A 19,598-nucleotide genomic window follows, 5' to 3' on the forward strand; every position below is an offset into this window, starting at 1 on the left:
TGGTTAATACATCTTTAAAAAATTCTCCTCAGACAATCAAACACTTAGGAATTCCTTCTTTTCAAGCCTCACCTGCATTTCCTTTCCTTCTCTCCTGATCTTAAGGTCAATTGTTTTCTGTCCGTTTTCCACTCTATTGATAAAGTAATGGCAGGCACCGTCTTTGTCGAGGTTATTTAGATTCACGTTATTAATGCTGATAATAGTATCTCCTACCCTTAACGGAAAGTTTTCTTCCTGAAATACAAAGGCTACTGTTGGTTTTGAATCTATAAAACGGTAACCGAAACCGAATGATTCCAGTTTGGCAGGTTCATTTTTAATCTGTTTCATGTAAATTTTGTTTCCGGACCAATCAAGGATGAAAACAAAGTTTTTAAAGAAATCATTTCCGACCAGGCTTGCATTTCCAGTGGCAATTATTTCATTCGGGAAGATTTTGTTTCCTAATGGCAGAGCTGCCGTTCTGAAAATATATCCCGGTGCCGGTTTTGCCGCCCCATAAGCACCTACAGAATTGGTTCCGTAGACTTCTATACTCTTTAGTGCCTTTTGAACGTCATACGCACCATCTATTATCTTCAGCCTTCCGGAAAATCCGGTATCGAAAGTAAGATCTATTTTTTTGCCCTGCAGATCGGTTTCTACAACGGGCGTTTTCTGTGGTCTAGGACTGAAAGGAATAACAATATCATAATCTGCAGGATTAAATTGGGTCAGGTCTTCTGAAGCCTCAAGTGAATTCTCTGCATAATTGATTTTCCAGAAAAGTTTTGCCATTTGATTAGCTCCCAGGATGCCATCAATTTTAAAGCAGCTTAGCTCAGAAACACTGAAGTCCATTACTATTGCTCCTACATTTTTAAAAACAGCTTTATCAACAACCATTTCCGGCAGAATAGTAAAAATCTGCTCCTGCTTGTTTTTCTGGGAATCCTTAACTTTAGCTGTATGTTTTTTTTCCAGTCCCAGCTCAGTGTATACAGCTGTAGAAATTACGGTAGGCGCTCCGGTATCAAATAAAAAATTATAAGGTTTGCCATTAATATTAACCTGCACAAAAGGCAGATCATTGGCATATCTGAGGTTGATCTTTTCTACAGGATTCTGAAGCTTTACTTCCCCGCTTTTAAAGAACTTCTTTCCCTGGGCGGAAATAGTTGTTGTGGATAGAATGAGAAGGGTGTAGAGGACTTTTTTCACTTAAAATATTTTATGCTAAAATAATAGTTTTTTTGTTAAACCATCACTAAAGCTTGGGTTTTCCCTCAATCATGTTAGGTTTTCTTTCCTTTTCTAATCTACTACACCATATTTTAGCTCTTTCTTCAAAATTACCCAAAACCCTAAAATCATCATTTGCCTTTAGTCTTTCAGTTTTAATATATTCGATCCCCCAATTATAATATGCAGTATACATCCAACCTAAATAGTCATAGCAAATGTCTTCATCAATCGAATTATTTTTAATATTTATTGCAATAAACTCAAACAAATTAAATATGCTTTTAGTTGCATTAATAATTTCTTCTTTTTTATCGTCTGCAATAGCGTCTAGTGAATTACTGTAAGTTTCAGTTTTTAAAAACACCTTAATACCATTATCAAGAAGTACTTTTGAATATTTTGGATAATCTCCTAATACTAAATCTCTCAATACTTCTTGTGTTGATTTTCGTCTATTCCATTCATGGCTTTTTTTTAAAGTATTATAAGCAATGCGAGCACTAATAATTACTACAATCAATGTTATTAATTTAAAACCTAAGTCAATAATTTGTAACCAATCTTTTGAATCCATACGTTTAATATTATTTATACACTTCTTTGCAATTCTATTTCAGGCATTTCGTCATAAGTCCTACCATTTAATAATCTCCCCGCTGCTTTTTTATTTTTTCCACCCCATTGTTTAAAGAAAAATGCAACATCACTTTTTTTACATTGCTCTTGAATATCTATAACCCAATCTGCATTCATAGGTCTTGGCTTATGACCACTTTCACCTCCTAGAATAACCCAATCTATATTTTCTAAATTTAAATTCGGCAATGGTCCTATTAAAGGCTCAAGAGATAAAAATTTTACTTTAGCATTTGTACTCCTGAGGAAATCAATTCTATCTTTAACTTTTTCATTTTCGACTGAAACTCCCATCCAAATGTTATGTGTCCACTTAAGTTCAGCGTGTAATTCTAAAAGTCTTTCAGCTCTTTTAGTCAAAACTTGAAAAACATGTTGAGGATTGTTATTCATAACTTTAAAAACTTTTTTAATAAAGTCTAGTGGTATATCTTTATGAAATAAATCACTCATTGAATTAACGAAGACAACCTTAGAGTTTTTCCAAGTGTAAGGAGCATCTAAAGCATCTTCATGAATTCTTACTTCAAAATTATCCTTATACTTTTCTAATCCCATGGCTTGTAATCTTTTAGACATTATTTCTGCATAACAGAATTTACATCCCGCAGAAATTTTATCGCAACCTGTAGTTGGATTCCATGTCATCTCAGTCCATTCTATATTAGATTGTGCCATTGTTGAATTTTTTTGTTATAGAATTTGCAATATTTATAGCAACCCTTGTATCAGATGCCATAAAAAAGTGAAACATTATAGAATTATTTTTATTTTTTAAAATATAGGGCTTCGATACGAATTTAAAAAGATTTTTTAATCTTTCTTCATAAAGTTTTGCAGCTTTTTCGACTGCGTTTTGCTCTTTAGTTATTTTTATTTCTTCTCCAAATAATGTATGAATAGTAGATTCTTGATAAAAATATGGTAATATCTCATCTTTTGTCATACCTAAGAACATTTCTAATTTAGCTATCCAAGCTTCCGAAATATTTCCATCTTTCTTTAATAAACGATTTAATCCTATGCCAGTAGGAACTAAAATCCAAACATCAACTGAATGTTGTTTTAATGTTTGTAAGGATTTCCAATTGACTTGCATACCATAAGGATCGATATAAGCTAATGATTTATATCTTTTCTTCTTTTCAGAGAGAAATCTGCTCATTGACTCTATTTTTTCATTGCAATCGTTGTTAGCAACATGTATACATTTCTTTTTATTTGGAAATGTTTCATGTAAAGTTTTCTTAAGATTTTCTGCAAATTCTTTTTCTTTTTCAACAAAATAGTATAAATCAAAGCCTCTTGGGTGGTCAATTTCCAAAATTCTTTTTGCTGCACCTACAATATTATTTTTATCTTCGCCTTTAATTTCTCCAGAACCTGCAAAGCCATCAAAATAAAGTAATTGCCAATTATATTCTTCTGCTTTCTTTTTCATTATGGTTAGATATGCCCTAGCATATTCAACCAAAATTTCAATCTTATTTTCGGTCCAATTTCCTCCAAATTCATTCATGTTTTACTTTTAGTATACTAATCTATAAAAATGCAAAAAAATACGATTACGGAAATCCGTATTTTCCCGGTATTTTTTCAAAATAAAAAAGCCGTACTTTACAGACGGCTTCAATATATTTTAAATTCAATTATTGTACTTTCACAAGCTCAACATCGAAAACTAACCACGCGTTTGGCGGGATAACACCTCCTGCTCCTCTTTCTCCATAAGCCATTGCAGGCGGGATCAGTAATGTAGCAGTTTCTCCTTCTTTTAGCAACAGGATACCTTCATCCCATCCTTTGATCACTCTTCCCATTCCGATTGGAATTTCGATAGGCTCGTTTCTTTTGAATGAAGAATCGAATTCTGTTCCGTCGATTAACTTACCTGCATAGTGTACAGATACATTATCTCCTGCTTTAGGAACTTTTCCTCCTGCAACTGTTTTAGTGATTTTGTAATATAATCCGGATTCAGTTTTCTGCATTCCAGCTTTAAGGTTTTCCACCATTTTCTCCTGGTTAGCTTTGAATTCTTCTTCTTTTTTCTTTCTCTCAGCTTCTTCTTTAGCGATATAAGCTTTGTTGTTTTCTGCGATTTTAGCTTTTCCTTCGTTGAAAGTTTTTGCTGGATCGTAGTTTTTGTATTCGTCCCCTTTACTGAAAACTGATACTTTCTCTAAAACAACATCTGTTTTAGGTTTGTCCTGAGCTCCTTTTTCTACGTTAGCGATCGCGTCGATCACATCGTTACCTTTTACTACTTTTCCGAAGATCGTGTGTCTTCCATCTAACCACGGAGTAGCCACTTCAGTGATGAAGAACTGAGAACCGTTGGTATTAGGTCCAGAGTTGGCCATAGAAAGGATTCCTTTACCTGTGTGCTTAAGGTCGTTTTTCTCGTCCTCGAATTTATATCCCGGATCTCCCATTCCTGTTCCCTGAGGATCACCTCCCTGGATCATGAAATCTTTGATCACTCTGTGGAAAATAGTTCCGTCATAATAAGGAACTCCTTTAGCTTTTGCTTTGTTATCTATTTTTCCTTCTGCAAGACCAATAAAATTGGCTACAGTTACCGGTGCTTTTTTGTCTTCGAACTGCACGATCAGGTTTCCTTTAGAAGTCTGAAGGTTTGCATAAAGTCCGTCATGAAGACCTTCGTAAGTTTCTTTGTCTACGTTCATTTTTTTATAGATTGGGGTACAACTCATCAGCGAAATACTTGCCGCTGCCAGAATTATATGCTTGTTAAACAATTTCATTATTTATAGCGCTTTTAATTTTATGATTAGTGGGATATCGTTGTCTATATTCTTTTCATCTCCAAAGGTTCCGTAGGCCAGTGATGAAGGGACCAAAAGCGTTACTTCTTCTCCATCATGCATAAAACGCAAAGCATTCTCTACCGCTTTCAGTTCATCAAAATGCCCGAATCTGGCATCTCTTCTCTCAAAAGGCTTGTCGTAGATCTTGGTTTCATCAAAATCATACAGGTCATAAGAATAAGAAATCGGGGTATTATCCGCTCTTCTTTCTCTCTGATCAAAACCTTCAACACTTACCCAGTAATTAAGCTGTGTAGGATAATACTTTACAGGCTGGCCGCTGATCCAGTTCTGAATCTGTCCCCGCTCTAAAGTATTCAGATTTCTCATCCTTTCCTTGGAAACATCCAGATCTTTCTGACTCAGCACTCCGCCTACAGGAGGATGTGCTACAGGAGCTTTCCGGTTGCAGCTTAAGAGGGTTATTGCTGATATGAAGAGTAATTTTTTCATAAACTTTTGCGAAAATACGCATTTCGGAGAAATATTGTTCCATCGGTTGAAAAAAAAGACTGAAAAAATGGAAGATCAAAAAATTTAAAAGTGAATGATTCGACGGCTGATAAATTTCAGACATTCTAGACTTTAATTTTTACTGTGTAAATCAGAGAAACCTATAGACAGAAATAAAAATATCACCTCGTTATGAAGTGATATCTTTATTTCTATATTAAATGTATTCTTATTGAATGGTCACTTTAATCATTTGCGGAAGTGAAGGAAGTGTATTGAACTGGTTAGGGTTGGCAAGCTGCTGTACCGGCTGGCTTTCAGCCTGCGCCGGCCCCGTTCCTATGTGTGCGCCGGGAAAAGAACTTTCCAGGGTTCCGCTGTCAAAAAGCCCCATAATGGAAGAAATATCACCTCTGGTAGAACCATCTACCCCATTATTGGTAGCTGCGATAAACCAGTCATTGGATTGTGCATACATTGTTGCCAAAGCAATACGGTCTCCTTTTTGGGCAGATATTACCTGTGAGGCTTTACCGCCATTGTTACCGTTTATTCTGGGCTGTAAAATACTTGTTGCCGGATCTTTAAGGACGAATACCTGTTTTACACCGGGCTTTGTTTTCAGAAAAGCTGCCAGAACATCAGCATTACCTTGCTGGGAAAGTTCTTTTAAGCCTTGGCCTCTATCGTTTTCACCTGTTTTAAAGATAGGATTATCATTACCGCTGTATACCACGACCAATACAGGTGAAAAAGCTGAATTTGGGCCTGTAATGCCGGTAAGATATTGTTCTAATGGTGTTGTTTTTCCGGTTTCAGCAAGATCCGTCAAGCCATTGGCTGAAGGTTTCCCCGGAGAAAAAATAGGGTCCTGTTTCAGAAGTGTTGTTCCTGAAATATGGGAAACAGCCCAGGCTCCGGCACTGATTGGGGTTGCATTGGCGGTGCCACCTGATGTATTGGTTAATTTCAACGTGAATTTTGTTCCTCCCTCATGGGTTATTTCTGCTTTTAATAACTGTGAAGCAGGCAGGTAAGCATGCCCCTGGTCATCGGTTCCTGCAACTTCGGCAACATTTTTCACATTGGTTTCTGCTGTACCCGGATGAGTAACTGTAGATCCCGGAGCTTCATTAACACGTGTTCCGTTGTCCCAGAGTTTGATTTGTGAAGATACATCTCCCGTTACTGGATCGCCGTTATTCTGATAAAGCAATATTCCCGGATTGGCCGGTGCAAAAAACAGGTCATTGCTGTTTCCGTACATTGCTGCAAAACTCACCGCTTGTCCTTTTCCTGCATAAAAAGTAAAAGAAGCCGATTCTCCAGGATTAATAACAGGTGATGAACCGGTGTTCTGAAATGTTCCGTATTGTGTCAGTGCTTTACCTTCAATTACATTCTCCACGGTTATGGTGGCTGTATCACTGACCAGCATTTCTCCGTCGTCATCACTGCTGCATGAGGAGACCGCCAGGACACTTAGCATAGAAAGCAGACCAAGAGGTAATTTGAACTTCACGAATTGCATATATTCTAAATTTTCTGAAAAATTACCAATATTTAGCGAGAAAATAAAAAAACCGGCAGAAATTTATTCCGCCGGTTCTATTATTGAATCAAATAATGTTAAATTAAACAGTTTCCAGAACGTCTTTTTCAACCACAACTCTCCATCCGAAAGGATCTTCGCTTAGGTTGTTCTGAAGGTCTGTAAGATCTTTTTTAAGCATTGCTGCAAAGCTTTCCTCATCTGATAGCTTCGGAAGCTCAAGCTTCTCTCCCTGATATCCTAAAGCCTGGAATACGGTAGTTACAACAGCTGTACCTACTCCCCAAACTTCTTTAAGGGTTCCGTTCTTTTGAGCTTCTATAACAGTTTTTACTGCTACAGGTTCTATTTTTACTTCAATTCCTCTCTTTTTAGCAAGCTGGATGAAGCTGTCTCTTGTTACCCCGTCAAGGATTTTCTCAGAAGTAGGTGGTGTATAAATGGTATCGTTAATTCTTACAAATACGTTCATTGTTCCACTTTCTTCAAAATATTCGTGAGTAGCATCATCTGTCCAGATAATTTGCTCGTATCCTTCTTCAATAGCAAGCTGTGTAGGATAGAAAGAAGCAGCATAGTTACCCGCTGCTTTAGCAGAACCTACCCCTCCGTTAGCTGCTCTTGAGTAATGGTCTGAAATTTTTACAGAAACAGGTTCTGAATAATAGCTTTTTGCTGGTGTCGCAACGATGGCAAACATGTATTTATTGGCAACTCTTGCCTTCAGAGCTTCCTCTGTAGCAAAAATCAATGGTCTGATATATAATGACATTCCCTCTCCCTGCGGGATCCAGTTTCTGTCGATATCCACTAATGCCTTTAATCCGTCCAGAAACATTTCTTCAGTTACTTCCGGCATCGCCAGACGTTTCGCTGATTTGTTGATACGTTCAAAATTCTTTTCCGGCCTGAAAAGGAAAACCTGCCCGTCTTTGTCTTTATAAGCTTTCATACCTTCAAAACAAGCTTGTCCATAGTTTACACCCATCATGGCTGGCGTAAATGGTATTGGGCCGTAAGGAACCAATTTTACATCACCCCACTTTCCATTCTCATACTCACATATCACCATATGGTCGATAAAAGTATTTCCAAATGAAAAATTGTTCGGATCGAAGTCCGGAAGTCTGGAGTTCTCGGTTTTTTGAATTATCATTTTTTAAAATTTTTACGATGTTCTACAAATTTAACATAATTTTCTAAATATAAAAATTTTAGAGTAAATTTGACAAAAAAATAGCTTGAAAAGAGAAATTAAGACCACAAACGACGGCAGTAAAACATTGTTTATCAATGATTTAAATGAAAACTACCATTCTCATCACGGAGCACTTCAGGAAGCAGAACACGTGTTTATAAAAAATGGACTAAATCAGTTAAATGATTACGAAATTAATATTTTAGAACTCGGTTTTGGAACAGGTTTGAATGTTTTGGTGACAATTAATGAATATTTAAAAACTGACAAAAATCATGTCATTAATTACTTTTCCCTTGAAAAATACCCGATAAATGAATCCGAAATTAATGATCTTGCCTATTTTGAGCATTTTGATAACCCGGAATTCAAAAATATTTATCAAAAAATTCATCAGGCGGACTGGGGAAAACTGACGGAAATTACTACAGGTTTTAATCTAAAAAAAATAGAATGTGACTTCTTTGACCTGAAAGACATAGACTTACCTAAAATCAACCTTGTTTATTATGACTGCTTCGGGGCGAGGGTACAGCCGGACCTATGGGAAAAGCCACTGTTTGAAATGGTTTCCGACAAAATGTCCGTTAACGGATTATTAACAACCTATTCTTCTAAAGGAAGCGTAAGAAGAATTCTCCAGGAACTGAATTTCAAGGTGGAGAAAAAACAGGGGCCACCGGGAAAACGGGAAATGATTAATGCGGTGAAGCAGTAATTGGAGCAAAAAGGTTAAAACGCGAAACTGCCGATAGAAGTGAAAAAGCCTGGAAGATAAATAAGGCTGGAGCGTGAGATATAAAAACATATACAGTAAAGCCATCTTTGCTTCTATCCCTTTTCACCATTTAATTATCATTCCCTTTGCCCTTTCCTCACATTTACTTATTTTAGCTATACAAAATATTTTATATGATTGATAAGATCAACATTCGAGTATATGCATGTGCAGTAAAAGATAAAAAAGTACTGACCCTGTTTGAAGAATATGCCGGGGAACCTTTAATGAAATTTCCGGGGGGTGGCCTGGAATTCGGGGAAGGACTTTTGGAATGCCTTCACCGGGAATTCGACGAAGAGCTGAATGTAAAAATAGAAATTGTAGAGCATTTTTATACGCAGGAAGATTTTCTGGTTTCGCGTTTCAGAGAAAACGAGCAGCTGCTTACCATATATTATATAGTAAACATTACTAATGAAGAAGATTTCCTGATCCTTGATCCCTGCATTGAAAAAACGGAATGGATTGACATTGACAGACCGGACAATCCTTTTCCTCTGCCAATAGATAAAATTGTGTTCGATAAATTAAAAGAAAAATTCCTGTAAGCCGGCTTACAGGAATTTTATATTATTTTCTGACTTTAAAATCGGAAGCTCCGGGATATGGCTGAAGGTAGCCTGAATTCCAGTTGGACTGAAGAAGGGATTCTATAAACTCATCCGTTCTGTTCGTGTGGGGATTATATTGGTCTTTCAGGTCAATGTCTGCCATTTTACCTTTTACATTCCACCAGAATGCGCTCCACCCGCCTCTCATTTCTTTTATGATTTCATAAACATTTTTTCCGGTTGCTCTGTTCATCAGTTTGGCAAAAACCTGGCCTTCTGTGGTTGTAAGATCTCTGAGTTGTTTTTCATATTGGTCGGCAAGCATACTTTGTCTGTCTTTTACAAATTTCCTTTTAGCCTTACTGTCCATGTCGGTCATATCAGCCTGGATATCTCTGTATTGCTGAAGTGCAGTGACAAATAAAGGATATACCCTGTTCAGCTTTTTATTAAGGAAATAATAGTAGTTTTTGTCCAGCTGATTATTGAACCGCGGTTTATTCACCAGAACCAGTTCATCCAGTACGACTACGGGTTCTCCGTTAATTTCATAAACCTTCATCTTCTGACGTTCATCGTAATAGTACCTATTACCGAACTCATCTGTTTTTAAAGATTCAGCGGGATATTGATTGAGAGGTTTTGCAATGATAGAATCCTTCTGACCAAAAACACTGACTCCAAAAAAGAAGATAAAAAGACAGACAATCTTACTAAAATTCATTATTTTTACACTCATAATAACAAAAATTACCCGCAAAAATCATTCCTTTTTATGAAATTTGAAAAGAAATCTTTGAAATTTTTAGAAAAATACTTAAATACCTCTTCCCCAACAGGTTACGAACATAAAGGTCAGGAAATCTGGATGGATTACATCAGGCCGTATGTAGATAAAATAGAAGTAGATCATTATGGAACATGCTATGGCATAGTGAATCCCGATGCTGAATTTAAAGTTGTGATTGAAGCTCATGCAGACGAAATCTCATGGTACGTAAACTATATTACCGATGACGGATTAATCTATGTAATCAGAAACGGAGGGTCGGATCAGACGATTGCTCCTTCAAAAGTAGTTCATATTCATGGAGAAAAAGGAATTGTAAAAGGAGTATTCGGATGGCCAGCCATTCATACAAGAACCAACCAGAATGAACCGACTCCGAAAATTGAAAATATCTTCATCGACTGCGGGGCAATTTCCAAGAAAGAAGTTGAAGAAATGGGAATTTATGTAGGATGCATGATCACCTACCCTGATGAATTCTTTGAAATGAATGACAGATATTTTGTCTGCAGAGCCTTAGACAACAGAATCGGCGGTTTTATGATCGCAGAAGTAGCGAGGCTTTTAAAGGAGAACAAAAAAACAATTCCATTCGGGCTCTACATCACTAATTCCGTGCAGGAAGAAGTGGGACTATATGGTGCAGATATGATCGCAGATACCATTAAACCCAATATCGCCATTGTGACCGATGTTACCCACGATACAACCACTCCGATGATCGAAAAGAAAAAAGAGGGCGACCAGAAATGTGGTGACGGACCGGTAGTTTTCTTTGCGCCAAGCATCCACCATACCATCAGGGAACTCATCATCGATACTGCAAAAAACAAAAAAATTCCGTTTCAAAGAGCTGCGGCAAGCAGGGCTACAGGAACGGACACAGACGCTTTTGCCCACTCCAACGGCGGGGTTCCAAGTGCTTTAATTTCCTTACCTTTGCGCTACATGCACACAACGGTAGAAATGGTATCTAAGGAAGATGTGGGTAATGTGATCCAGCTGATCTATGAAACCCTTCTGAAGATCAAGCCGGAAATGAAGCTGAAGTATCATTAAATGAAGAACATCTTTTATCATTTAATCCGAAAGCCCACTTTTATATCAATTTTAACAGCTCTTTTTTTTATTTATATAGCTTTTTTAATTGTATATAAAATGTTTGATCCTCCCAAAACAGGCTCAGCATATAATATGATTCTTGAAATGTTATTGATTTTTAGTATTGTACCTTTAGGATTATTTATAATTGACAGGCTGCTAGTTATTAAATTTAATTATATCAAATTAACAATCATAGAAACAATTGTATTTGGAAGTATCTTCCTATATTATTTTTTGGTTGTTAATCCATTTTAAAGGATTGAAATCTAAGTATAAGTATAAAAAGTAAAAATGAAAACGAAGCTTATTGCTCCATCCCTATTATCCGCAGACTTCGGGAATCTGCAAAGAGACATTGAAATGCTGAACAACTCCCAGGCAGACTGGTTCCACATTGATGTGATGGACGGGAGGTTTGTACCCAACATTTCATTTGGTTTTCCAGTCATGAAAACGGTACAGAAGCATGCTAAAAAATTTGTTGATGTCCATCTGATGATTGTAGAGCCTGAAAAATACGTGGATGAATTTATCGATCACGGTGCAGATCTTATTTCTGTACATTATGAGGCTTGTACACATCTTCACAGAACTATTCACCATATTCAGAGCAAAGGAGCAAAAGCAGGTGTTGTTTTAAACCCTTCCACTCCGGTGCTGATGCTTGAAGATATTATTGCGGATGTGGATCTTGTTCTTTTAATGAGTGTAAATCCAGGATTCGGAGGCCAGAAATTCATCGAAAATACATACAAAAAGATTGCTGAAACCAAGGACCTTATTTTAAGTAATAATTCTACAGCACTTATTGAAATCGATGGTGGGGTTAATCTTGATAACGCTTCTAAACTTTTCGAAGCCGGAGCAGATGTTCTTGTGGCAGGAAATGCAGTTTTCTCTGCGGAGAGCCCGGAAAGAACGATAGAATTGCTTAAGATTTAAAAATTTTAAATATCTATAGAAAAAGGCAGCCAAAGGCTGCCTTTTTCTATTTAAAAATATATCAGTTTAGTCAGTCTGTTGAGAACCAAAAACAATTTTATCAGAAAAAACTTTTCAAAGTGAGTTTTCAAACGATGATAAAGAAAAAGGCAGCCCTTGGGAGACTACCTTTCTTCTTGCGGAATTTGAGCTTATGTGGTTATTAGTTTTTTGTCGTAAGACTTTAAATGCTTAAGATTCCATTGTGCAATTACTGATGTAAATTTCCAAATAAAATCCTATATGACGCATCCGTATAAATACTGAATTTCCGATTAAGTATTTCTACGCATTCAGACAGATTATTCCGGAAAATATTTGTTCCAGATGCACGCACAGATCACCAGGACAATACTTATTACCGAAAATACTGTTCTGATATTATTTAAAAGGTTCCACCGGTTTTCAAAATTGCCGCGCATCTGACTGATTGCATCTGCTGTCGAACTATTGATATCAAACTTATCAAGCATGTCATTCAGAGGAACATTTCCTGCAACCGTTACTCCGAAAACTCCTATGAGATAAGCGGCAGAAGCAAGCAGAAGAAAAAGAAAGGCAGGCTGCTCTCCCCGAAACAGAAAGGTAGTAACCGGAAGCAGTATTGCGGTTCCCATAAAGCTCATAAAAAATACAGGGTTAAGAATTTCCCGGTTAATGCTCTGCATCGATTTCAGGTATTCCATATCGGAAAGCTTACCCAATCCCAGAACTACAGAACACGAATAGGCATAAAAAAGCCCGGCAATTAATGCCGTAAGCACAGCCGTAATTAACAAAAATACAGTTGTCATTTTCATATATTTTGATTTGTGATGTATAGTGAGAAAATCCTAATAAGGATTCCATTTTTTGATAATTTGCTGGGCAGTAGTAATCATTTCCTTATCCCAGTTTTCAGGATTGAAATAATGAAACGCTTCATTTTTAACAGATTGAACCGTATTGCCTTCGAACAGGATTTTTGTGAGTTTTGTCTGCTCTTCATACAGCAGCAGATCTTCCACCGGCTCTGAAGATTCTCCCTTTCTTTTATTCCATGCTTTTGTTATTCCAGCGGGGAAATCTGAAACTTCAATAATCTCTTTCACTTTGTTAAAATCATCAAAAAAAAGCTGTTTTTTCACCTCAGTATCCAGTGTATGCCCCAGCCTTTCAATAATAATATATTCAAGATTAGGGCATTGAGAGAAAACCTCCGGAAGAACATCTATTATTTCTACAGGAATGTTATCATCATGGGTATCTCTTCTTACAGGTTTGTTTCCGTAAGCACTTTCCTGCCAGCTTCCTCCTGAAAGATGAATTTCCTTGACCCTTTCCAAAGGGTACATCCGTATAATTTCCTGCATATCGATTTCAAAATTACACGACTGGCAGTAGATATTGTGAAGATCAAGGATAAGAAACCCGTCAATACCTTCTACAAGCTTTTCCAAAAATTCACCCTGCTCTTTTACATCATCCATAGAAAACGAAAAAGCAAGATTCTCCACTCCCACAGGAACTTCTACTGTATCCTGAAGTCTTTTAAGCCTGTCTTTTCCTATCTGAAGAGTTTTGGCGTGCAATGGAACAGGCAGCGGAACGCCTTGATGGAAATTTTCGGTATTCATAAACCCGAAGTGCTCGGTAATATGATTGTATTTTCTGCGTTTGGTTTCTTCTTTTAATTTTTTAAGCCAGTCTTTTTGGCGGCTGGTCCATTGGGCATCAAAAAGGGAATAATAAACGCCATGACCAAGAAGCCGGTCGTTTTCTGCATAAAAGTCAAGAAGCCCGGAAAGCCATTCCGGTTCTTCCACATCATAAAAGGTATCGAAAGACCATTCCAATACATCCACAGAATTATTTTGCAGGGCAGGAAGTATGGCGGAAACAAAATCTGCCTCCGGCATCATAGCCAATCCTAACAACGGTTTATTCATATCTTATCCCATTCCGCAGGCAGGACATGCACCACCACCTCTAAGAATGGTATCTTTCTTGGGTACAAATCTTGTTTCTGCAGTTTTTATAGTCTTTGGAGACTCTGCCTTTTTTATTTTGGCAACCGGCTTTTTCACTTTTTTAACAGGTTTTGTCGTCTGCCCTGATACACTTACAGCCAACAGGCTGGCCATTACTAATGCTGGAACTTTCATAATACATTTTTTAATGAAACTTACAATAAGTATTCCATTATGATGATGATAAAAATACAACAATTTATTCAGGAACGTTTTTAAATTTATGATTTAGCTCTTTATTTTCACGAAAAATACAAGATTTAAAGGGATAATCCGGAAAGTAGAACTTCTTTATTTATATTTAAGCTTTAATTTAAAGGAAAATAACCAACATGATGATGAAAGCTTTTTTCCTGGGATTGGTGGCCGTATCATGCCATATTAACGCCCAGACAAAACCTTCTGAAAATAAAAAAATGATATGGTTTAAAGATGCCAAACTAGGCATTTTTATCCACTGGGGCATCTACTCTGTGGACGGAATCTCTGAATCCTGGTCATTTTTTAACAACTATATCAGTCACGAAAATTATATGAAGCAGCTGAACGGATTCTCTGCTTCAAAATACAAACCTGAAGAGTGGGTTGAGCTGATTAAAAAATCCGGGGCCCAATATGCAGTTATCACTACCAAACACCATGACGGTGTCGCTCTTTGGAATTCAAAAGCTGAAAAAGCGACCACCATTCCGGAACATTCTTCTGCCAAAAAGGATGTTCTTTCTCCTTTTGTTAACAGTCTTAAAAAGTCCGGCCTGAAAACAGGGCTGTATTTCTCCCTCCCGGACTGGAGCCATCCTTATTATGATGTCAGCACCCGTACCAAGAAGCGGTATGAAATTAAAGAAAACCCAGAACGCTGGAAGCAATTCATTACTTATTACCAAACCCAACTGAATGAACTTTCATTGCAATACCACCCTGATCTGTTATGGTTTGATGGTGACTGGGAGCATACTTCTGCAGAATGGCGGGCTCCCCATGCTTTAGAGATTCTAAAAAAGTATAACCAGGATATTATCATCAATTCAAGACTCAATAACCACGGTGATTATGATACCCCTGAACAGGGAATTCCTGTGGTAAAGCCCCAAAGCCAATATTGGGAACTGTGCTACACCATGAATGATTCCTGGGGATACCAGCCTTATGACAACCATTACAAGACCCCAAATATGATCGTAAGAACACTGGCGGATGTGATCAGTATGGGCGGCAATCTTCTTCTTGACATTGGGCCAAAGTCTGACGGAACTATTCCTGAAAAACAGGCTGAGATTTTAAGAAACCTGGGAAGATGGACTTCCAAAAACAAAGTAGCAGTCTATAAAACCTCCCATGGCATCCCTTTTGAAAATTTTAAAGGAAAATCTTCTGTTTCAGAGAACAAAAAATCAATTTTTCTTTATCTTGAAGAAGCCAAGGATTTTGTAAAAGTATATGGTCTGGGAAGTAAACCGGCCGCAGTAAAGATTGTAGGTGATGAAAATGCCAGAGTAAACTTTAATTTCAGCAATGAAACTACAATGACTCTTGATCTGTCTCAAATTAAATTTGATCAGGATGTTACTACGGTAGAACTTACCTTTAAAGACCCACCCGTTCTTCTTAAGAATTTTAGCCCTGACCTGCACCCTCTTACCGATATTCTCCAGAATACACATACAAAAACAGCAGTTTATGACATAGCAAATGCTATTCACAGCGGGAAAAATATCCTGGATGGTTCAGGTCTTACCAGTGACGGCGAGGATATGAAAATACCGGAATCAGAAAAAACAAACCCGGAAACACTTCAGTGGATCAGTAAACATGCCGAAGCACTTTATGGTACAGGTAAAGGTCTTCCCGAAGGCCATTATTCCGGAATGAGTGCACTTTCCAAAGACAGGCAAACGGTTTACCTTTTTGTAGAAGGTACACCTACCGGCCCGGTAGCTTTGAAGGGGATCAAAAATAATATTGCAAGGGTAAGAATTGTTGGGGAAGGATCCATCATCAGTCACGAAATATACAATAAGCTTTACTGGAGTGATACTCCCGGAATTATATACATTGACATTCCGAAGGACAGGCTCGACAAAAACCTGACAGTGATTGCCCTATTGCTGGACAAGCCTTTGGAACTGTACCGGGAAAAAGTTACCGCAATTGAAAGCAATTTATAATCTATCGGTTAAAAGGCATAAAAACAAAAAAGCCAGAGAAGATTCTCTGGCTTTATATTTTTGAGTGGTTTTCTTAGAAAATTTCTCTTCCTGAAAAATGGAACTGAGCTTCGATAAGAGCGTTCTCGTCAGAATCTGAACCGTGAACTGCATTTTCACCGATGCTTCTTGCAAACATTTTTCTGATTGTACCTTCTGCAGCTTCTGCAGGATTTGTAGAACCAATCAATGTTCTGAAGTCTTCTACTGCATTGTCTTTTTCTAAAACAGCAGCTACGATAGGACCTGAACTCATGAATTCTACCAACTCACCATAAAATGGTCTTTCAGCATGTACTTTGTAGAATTTTTTGGCATCAGCAACAGTAAGCTGAGTTAATTTTAATGCTTTGATCTTAAAACCTCCTTCTGCGATCTTCCCTAATATAGCCCCGATATGTCCATCTGCTACTGCATCAGGCTTAATCATAGTGAATGTAATGTTAGACATAAATGTATATTTTTTTAATGCCGCAAAATTACAAAAAATATCTTTGATTTTTATTTTAATTTTTTTTTAACATAAAAATAACTTTTATTAAGAAACACTCCAAAACTTTGGCACAGTAATTGTTAATTCTATTACGATTCTCATGTTTAATTTGAGTTTTCATGGTTATTAGTTTTTACCCAGCTTCGGCTGGGTTTTTTATTGATAAAAAACAAAGGCTTTTATTGCGGATTTAATAATTTTAAAAAGCCATTAAAACCATATTAACACATTATTGCTTCATTTTCAATCAATGAAATAATATTAATTTTTTGATATTTTTTTATTTCATAGATCTGAATTCCAAAATTCGGACATATCTGGCAGAATTTTCAAGACAAAAAGTAGACTTATTGTGAAATCAGGAAGAACATTATCCAGAAAAAAATTTAGAATGACGGAATTTTTTTCTGTATCTATAAAAGATCAGATTTAAAACTGAAAAATGCAGCCCATCTGCAATCGGTTTTCCCAAGAGCGAAGTGTTTCAAAAGGTATATAAATATTGTCTGAAGATTAAGGAATCTATTTCTGGGATTCTTCTGCTTCTTCCATCAGCTTTACATACGTTGAATAACGGGAATGTTGGATCTCTCCGGTTTCAAGGGAATCCAGAACAGCGCATTTAGGCTCATTGATGTGAAGACAGTTGTGGAATTTACACTCTTCCCTTTTTTTGAAAATTTCAGGGAAATAATGCTGTACTTCTTCTTTTTCAATGTCGATCATTGCAAATTCGCGAACCCCCGGTGTATCGATAACATTGCCGCCAAAATCCCAGAAATGCATTTGAGCAAAAGTGGTCGTATGTTTTCCCTTCAGATGGGAATCTGAAATTTCAGAAGTTTTTAAATTCAATCCCGGCTGCAATGCATTAACCAAAGTAGATTTCCCGCAACCCGAATGTCCGAAGAATACGGAAGTTTTATCTTTAAGAAGTTCCTGAAGCTGATCAAAATTCAGTTTGGAATAAGAGGAAATTTCCAGAGTGTCATAACCTATTTCCTGATATAGGAATTCTATATCTTTTACCAGCTCTATTTCTTCATCGTTCAGAACGTCAATTTTATTGAACAGGATTAAAGGGGTAATATTATAGGCCTCGCAGCATGCCAGAAAACGATCGAGAAAACCAAGTGAAGTTTCAGGATGTTTCAGGGTGAAGATAAAACATGCCAGATCTATATTGGAAGCAATAATATGGGCTTCTTTTGAAAGGTTGACAGATTTCCTGATCAGATAGTTGGTACGGGGCTCAATTTTGGTGATCCACGCAATACCGTCTGATTCTAACTGAAATTCTACAAAATCTCCTACAGCGAGCGGATTGGTAAGCCTTGTCTTAATCAGTTTGAATTTGCCTCTGATCCTGGCTTCGAAAATTTTATCCGTTTCGAATTCCATGACCTGATACCAGCTGCCTGTAGATTTAATGATTTTTCCTTTCATAAATAATGTGATGCAAATATAAGGAATTAGGGCTTAGGGTTCAGGATATAGTTGAAAACAAAAATCATTTCTCCTATAATCCAAGTACCCTAAGCCCTATTATCAGTTTACAGAAATTCAGAAAGATCATTCCTTATTCCTAACTTCTGATTCCTAACTCCTTACTTTTCAATCATAATACTGTTCTGTACCTCAATAGATTCTTCGTGAATAGCTTTGAAAACCTTCTCAATAAATTCCTGAGACATTCCGGTTTCTTTTGCTTTCTGTGTAGCGTATTCTGTAATCACTTTCCATCTTTCAGGCTGGAAGATGGCTATATCATTTTCTTTTTTAAGCTTTCCGATCTTTTCGGAGATCTTCATTCTTTGAGAAAGCAGCTCGATCAACTGGAAGTCAAGGTCAGAGATCAGGGTTCTGTGTCTTCCCATTTCGTTATCAAAACCTGCAAGACCGGAATTTCTTACTTTCAGGTTTCCGATCAGTTCTGCCAGCACTTCAGGCGTAATCTGCTGGGAAGCATCACTCCATGCTTCATCAGGATTACAGTGTGTTTCAATAATGGCCCCCTGGTATCCTACGTTTAAGGCTTCCTGCGTAACATCTGCAAGACCTGTCCTGTTTCCGCAGATGTGGGAAGGGTCTATCAGCATTGGAATATTAGGGAACTGGCTTTTGAAATCAAGGGCAATCTGCCAGTTAGGGTTATTTCTGTATTTTGTTTTCTGGTAAGTTGAGAATCCTCTGTGAATAACTCCGAGGTTTTTAATGTCCTGCCCTAAAAGTCTTTCCAAAGCACCAATCCACAAAGCAAGATCGGGATTGACAGGGTTTTTAACGAATACCGGCTTATTGGTTCCTCTTAAAGCCATTGCAATTTCCTGAACTGTAAAAGGGTTTACGGTAGATCTCGCTCCGATCCAAAGAACATCTACATCAGCTTCCAGGGCGGCAAATACGTGGTGGGCGTTCGCTACTTCCGTAGCTGTTTTGAAACCGTATTCTTCTTTTACTTTTTTCAGCCAGTTCAGTCCGATCACTCCTACTCCTTCAAAACCATTTGGTTTCGTACGGGGTTTCCATATCCCGGCACGGAAAATAGGCACCTGAGCATTGGTTTCTTTTATTCTTTTGGCGGTTTCAAGCATTTGTGCTTCACTTTCAGCGCTGCATGGCCCGGCGATCATTAATGGCTGTGAAAGCTCGTTGATCCACTCGTTTTTTACATCTTTTAAATTCATATTTTTAAATTTATTGTTTTTTTATTTTCTAAGTTAACAGCAATAGCCCTTTCATTATAAAATTCATTTTATAATTCTTTTCAAAAAATGCCGTTCAA

Annotated in this window: 20 protein-coding genes; 5 read left to right on the plus strand and 15 right to left on the minus strand. The window is 37.3% G+C overall.

Features of this window, described 5'->3' with window-relative positions; genetic code table 11:
• Positions 1 to 36: 36 nt before the first annotated feature.
• From BUB03_RS12580 to BUB03_RS12615, 8 genes are all read right to left on the minus strand, one after another.
• Complete coding sequence (locus BUB03_RS12580) at positions 37 to 1,203, minus strand: aspartyl protease family protein (RefSeq protein ID WP_073063537.1); 1,167 nt, start codon at positions 1,201 to 1,203, stop codon at positions 37 to 39.
• 46 nt (positions 1,204 to 1,249) lie between these two features.
• Positions 1,250 to 1,801 (minus strand): DUF4760 domain-containing protein, encoded by a 552-nt coding sequence (locus BUB03_RS12585; RefSeq protein WP_073063540.1) that lies wholly within the window; start codon positions 1,799 to 1,801, stop codon positions 1,250 to 1,252.
• A 14-nt stretch (positions 1,802 to 1,815) separates the two neighbouring features.
• Positions 1,816 to 2,541 carry a DUF5131 family protein gene (locus BUB03_RS12590; protein ID WP_073063541.1) on the minus strand — a complete coding sequence of 242 codons (726 nt, stop codon included), beginning with the start codon at positions 2,539 to 2,541 and terminating at the stop codon, positions 1,816 to 1,818.
• Entirely contained in the window at positions 2,528 to 3,382 is an 855-nt protein-coding gene (gene tcmP / locus BUB03_RS12595) for a three-Cys-motif partner protein TcmP (RefSeq protein WP_073063544.1), read from the minus strand. Before tcmP ends, BUB03_RS12590 begins: the two co-directional genes overlap by 14 nt.
• Before the next feature lie 130 nt (positions 3,383 to 3,512).
• Positions 3,513 to 4,553 carry a peptidylprolyl isomerase gene (locus BUB03_RS12600; protein WP_228417866.1) on the minus strand — a complete coding sequence of 347 codons (1,041 nt, stop codon included), beginning with the start codon at positions 4,551 to 4,553 and terminating at the stop codon, positions 3,513 to 3,515.
• Positions 4,554 to 4,634: 81 nt separating this feature from the next.
• The gene (locus tag BUB03_RS12605; RefSeq protein ID WP_040999019.1) at positions 4,635 to 5,147 is read right to left on the minus strand and encodes an FKBP-type peptidyl-prolyl cis-trans isomerase; all 513 of its coding nucleotides are present in this window, start codon (positions 5,145 to 5,147) and stop codon (positions 4,635 to 4,637) included.
• Positions 5,148 to 5,376: 229 nt separating this feature from the next.
• Positions 5,377 to 6,678 (minus strand): spondin domain-containing protein, encoded by a 1,302-nt coding sequence (locus BUB03_RS12610; protein WP_073063550.1) that lies wholly within the window; start codon positions 6,676 to 6,678, stop codon positions 5,377 to 5,379.
• A gap of 103 nt (positions 6,679 to 6,781) precedes the next feature.
• Positions 6,782 to 7,855: a branched-chain amino acid aminotransferase gene (locus BUB03_RS12615; protein WP_040999015.1), complete on the minus strand. Its 1,074-nt coding sequence runs from the start codon at positions 7,853 to 7,855 to the stop codon at positions 6,782 to 6,784.
• A gap of 85 nt (positions 7,856 to 7,940) precedes the next feature.
• Here BUB03_RS12615 and mnmD point away from each other — a divergent pair, with 85 nt between their 5' ends.
• Together mnmD and BUB03_RS12625 are read left to right on the plus strand one after the other, a co-directional pair.
• Positions 7,941 to 8,615 carry a tRNA (5-methylaminomethyl-2-thiouridine)(34)-methyltransferase MnmC2 gene (mnmD, locus tag BUB03_RS12620; protein ID WP_040999014.1) on the plus strand — a complete coding sequence of 225 codons (675 nt, stop codon included), beginning with the start codon at positions 7,941 to 7,943 and terminating at the stop codon, positions 8,613 to 8,615.
• 194 nt (positions 8,616 to 8,809) lie between these two features.
• Positions 8,810 to 9,226, plus strand: a complete 417-nt coding sequence (locus BUB03_RS12625) for an NUDIX domain-containing protein (RefSeq protein WP_040999013.1) — start codon at positions 8,810 to 8,812, stop codon at positions 9,224 to 9,226.
• A gap of 22 nt (positions 9,227 to 9,248) precedes the next feature.
• Here the strand turns inward: BUB03_RS12625 and BUB03_RS12630 are convergent, their stop codons facing one another.
• Complete coding sequence (locus BUB03_RS12630; protein WP_040999249.1) at positions 9,249 to 9,953, minus strand: DUF4294 domain-containing protein; 705 nt, start codon at positions 9,951 to 9,953, stop codon at positions 9,249 to 9,251.
• Between the two features lie 51 nt (positions 9,954 to 10,004).
• On the opposite strand from BUB03_RS12630, the gene chrP reads away from it, so the two are divergent.
• Both chrP and rpe read left to right on the plus strand, forming a co-directional pair.
• Positions 10,005 to 11,078: a chryseobasin maturation metalloprotease ChrP gene (gene chrP, locus BUB03_RS12635; RefSeq protein ID WP_040999012.1), complete on the plus strand. Its 1,074-nt coding sequence runs from the start codon at positions 10,005 to 10,007 to the stop codon at positions 11,076 to 11,078.
• A gap of 336 nt (positions 11,079 to 11,414) precedes the next feature.
• Positions 11,415 to 12,065 carry a ribulose-phosphate 3-epimerase gene (gene rpe / locus BUB03_RS12645; RefSeq protein ID WP_040999008.1) on the plus strand — a complete coding sequence of 217 codons (651 nt, stop codon included), beginning with the start codon at positions 11,415 to 11,417 and terminating at the stop codon, positions 12,063 to 12,065.
• A 341-nt stretch (positions 12,066 to 12,406) separates the two neighbouring features.
• Here rpe and chrI read toward each other — a convergent pair whose 3' ends face one another.
• From chrI to chrA, 3 genes are read right to left on the minus strand one after another with little or no spacing between them, the layout of a single operon-like run.
• Entirely contained in the window at positions 12,407 to 12,898 is a 492-nt protein-coding gene (gene chrI / locus BUB03_RS12650) for a chryseobasin maturation helper ChrI (RefSeq protein WP_228417868.1), read from the minus strand.
• A gap of 39 nt (positions 12,899 to 12,937) precedes the next feature.
• Complete coding sequence (gene chrH, locus BUB03_RS12655) at positions 12,938 to 14,032, minus strand: MNIO family chryseobactin maturase (protein WP_073063557.1); 1,095 nt, start codon at positions 14,030 to 14,032, stop codon at positions 12,938 to 12,940.
• A gap of 3 nt (positions 14,033 to 14,035) precedes the next feature.
• Positions 14,036 to 14,248: an MNIO class RiPP chryseobasin precursor ChrA gene (chrA, locus tag BUB03_RS12660; protein ID WP_040999002.1), complete on the minus strand. Its 213-nt coding sequence runs from the start codon at positions 14,246 to 14,248 to the stop codon at positions 14,036 to 14,038.
• A 197-nt stretch (positions 14,249 to 14,445) separates the two neighbouring features.
• Here chrA and BUB03_RS12665 point away from each other — a divergent pair, with 197 nt between their 5' ends.
• Complete coding sequence (locus BUB03_RS12665) at positions 14,446 to 16,281, plus strand: alpha-L-fucosidase (protein WP_073063560.1); 1,836 nt, start codon at positions 14,446 to 14,448, stop codon at positions 16,279 to 16,281.
• 73 nt (positions 16,282 to 16,354) lie between these two features.
• On the opposite strand, the gene BUB03_RS12670 is transcribed toward BUB03_RS12665, so the two are convergent.
• The 3 genes from BUB03_RS12670 to BUB03_RS12680 form a co-directional block, all read right to left on the minus strand.
• Positions 16,355 to 16,771, minus strand: a complete 417-nt coding sequence (locus tag BUB03_RS12670; protein ID WP_073063562.1) for a nucleoside-diphosphate kinase — start codon at positions 16,769 to 16,771, stop codon at positions 16,355 to 16,357.
• A 564-nt stretch (positions 16,772 to 17,335) separates the two neighbouring features.
• A complete protein-coding gene (gene rsgA, locus BUB03_RS12675; RefSeq protein ID WP_073063565.1) occupies positions 17,336 to 18,259 on the minus strand; it encodes a ribosome small subunit-dependent GTPase A in 924 nt (307 codons plus the stop codon).
• Positions 18,260 to 18,420: 161 nt separating this feature from the next.
• Entirely contained in the window at positions 18,421 to 19,500 is a 1,080-nt protein-coding gene (locus BUB03_RS12680) for a chorismate mutase (protein WP_040998996.1), read from the minus strand.
• Positions 19,501 to 19,598: the final 98 nt, after the last annotated feature.

The sequence above is a fragment of the Chryseobacterium oranimense genome (assembly GCF_900129755.1).
GTDB classification, from domain to species: Bacteria; Bacteroidota; Bacteroidia; order Flavobacteriales; family Weeksellaceae; genus Chryseobacterium; species Chryseobacterium oranimense.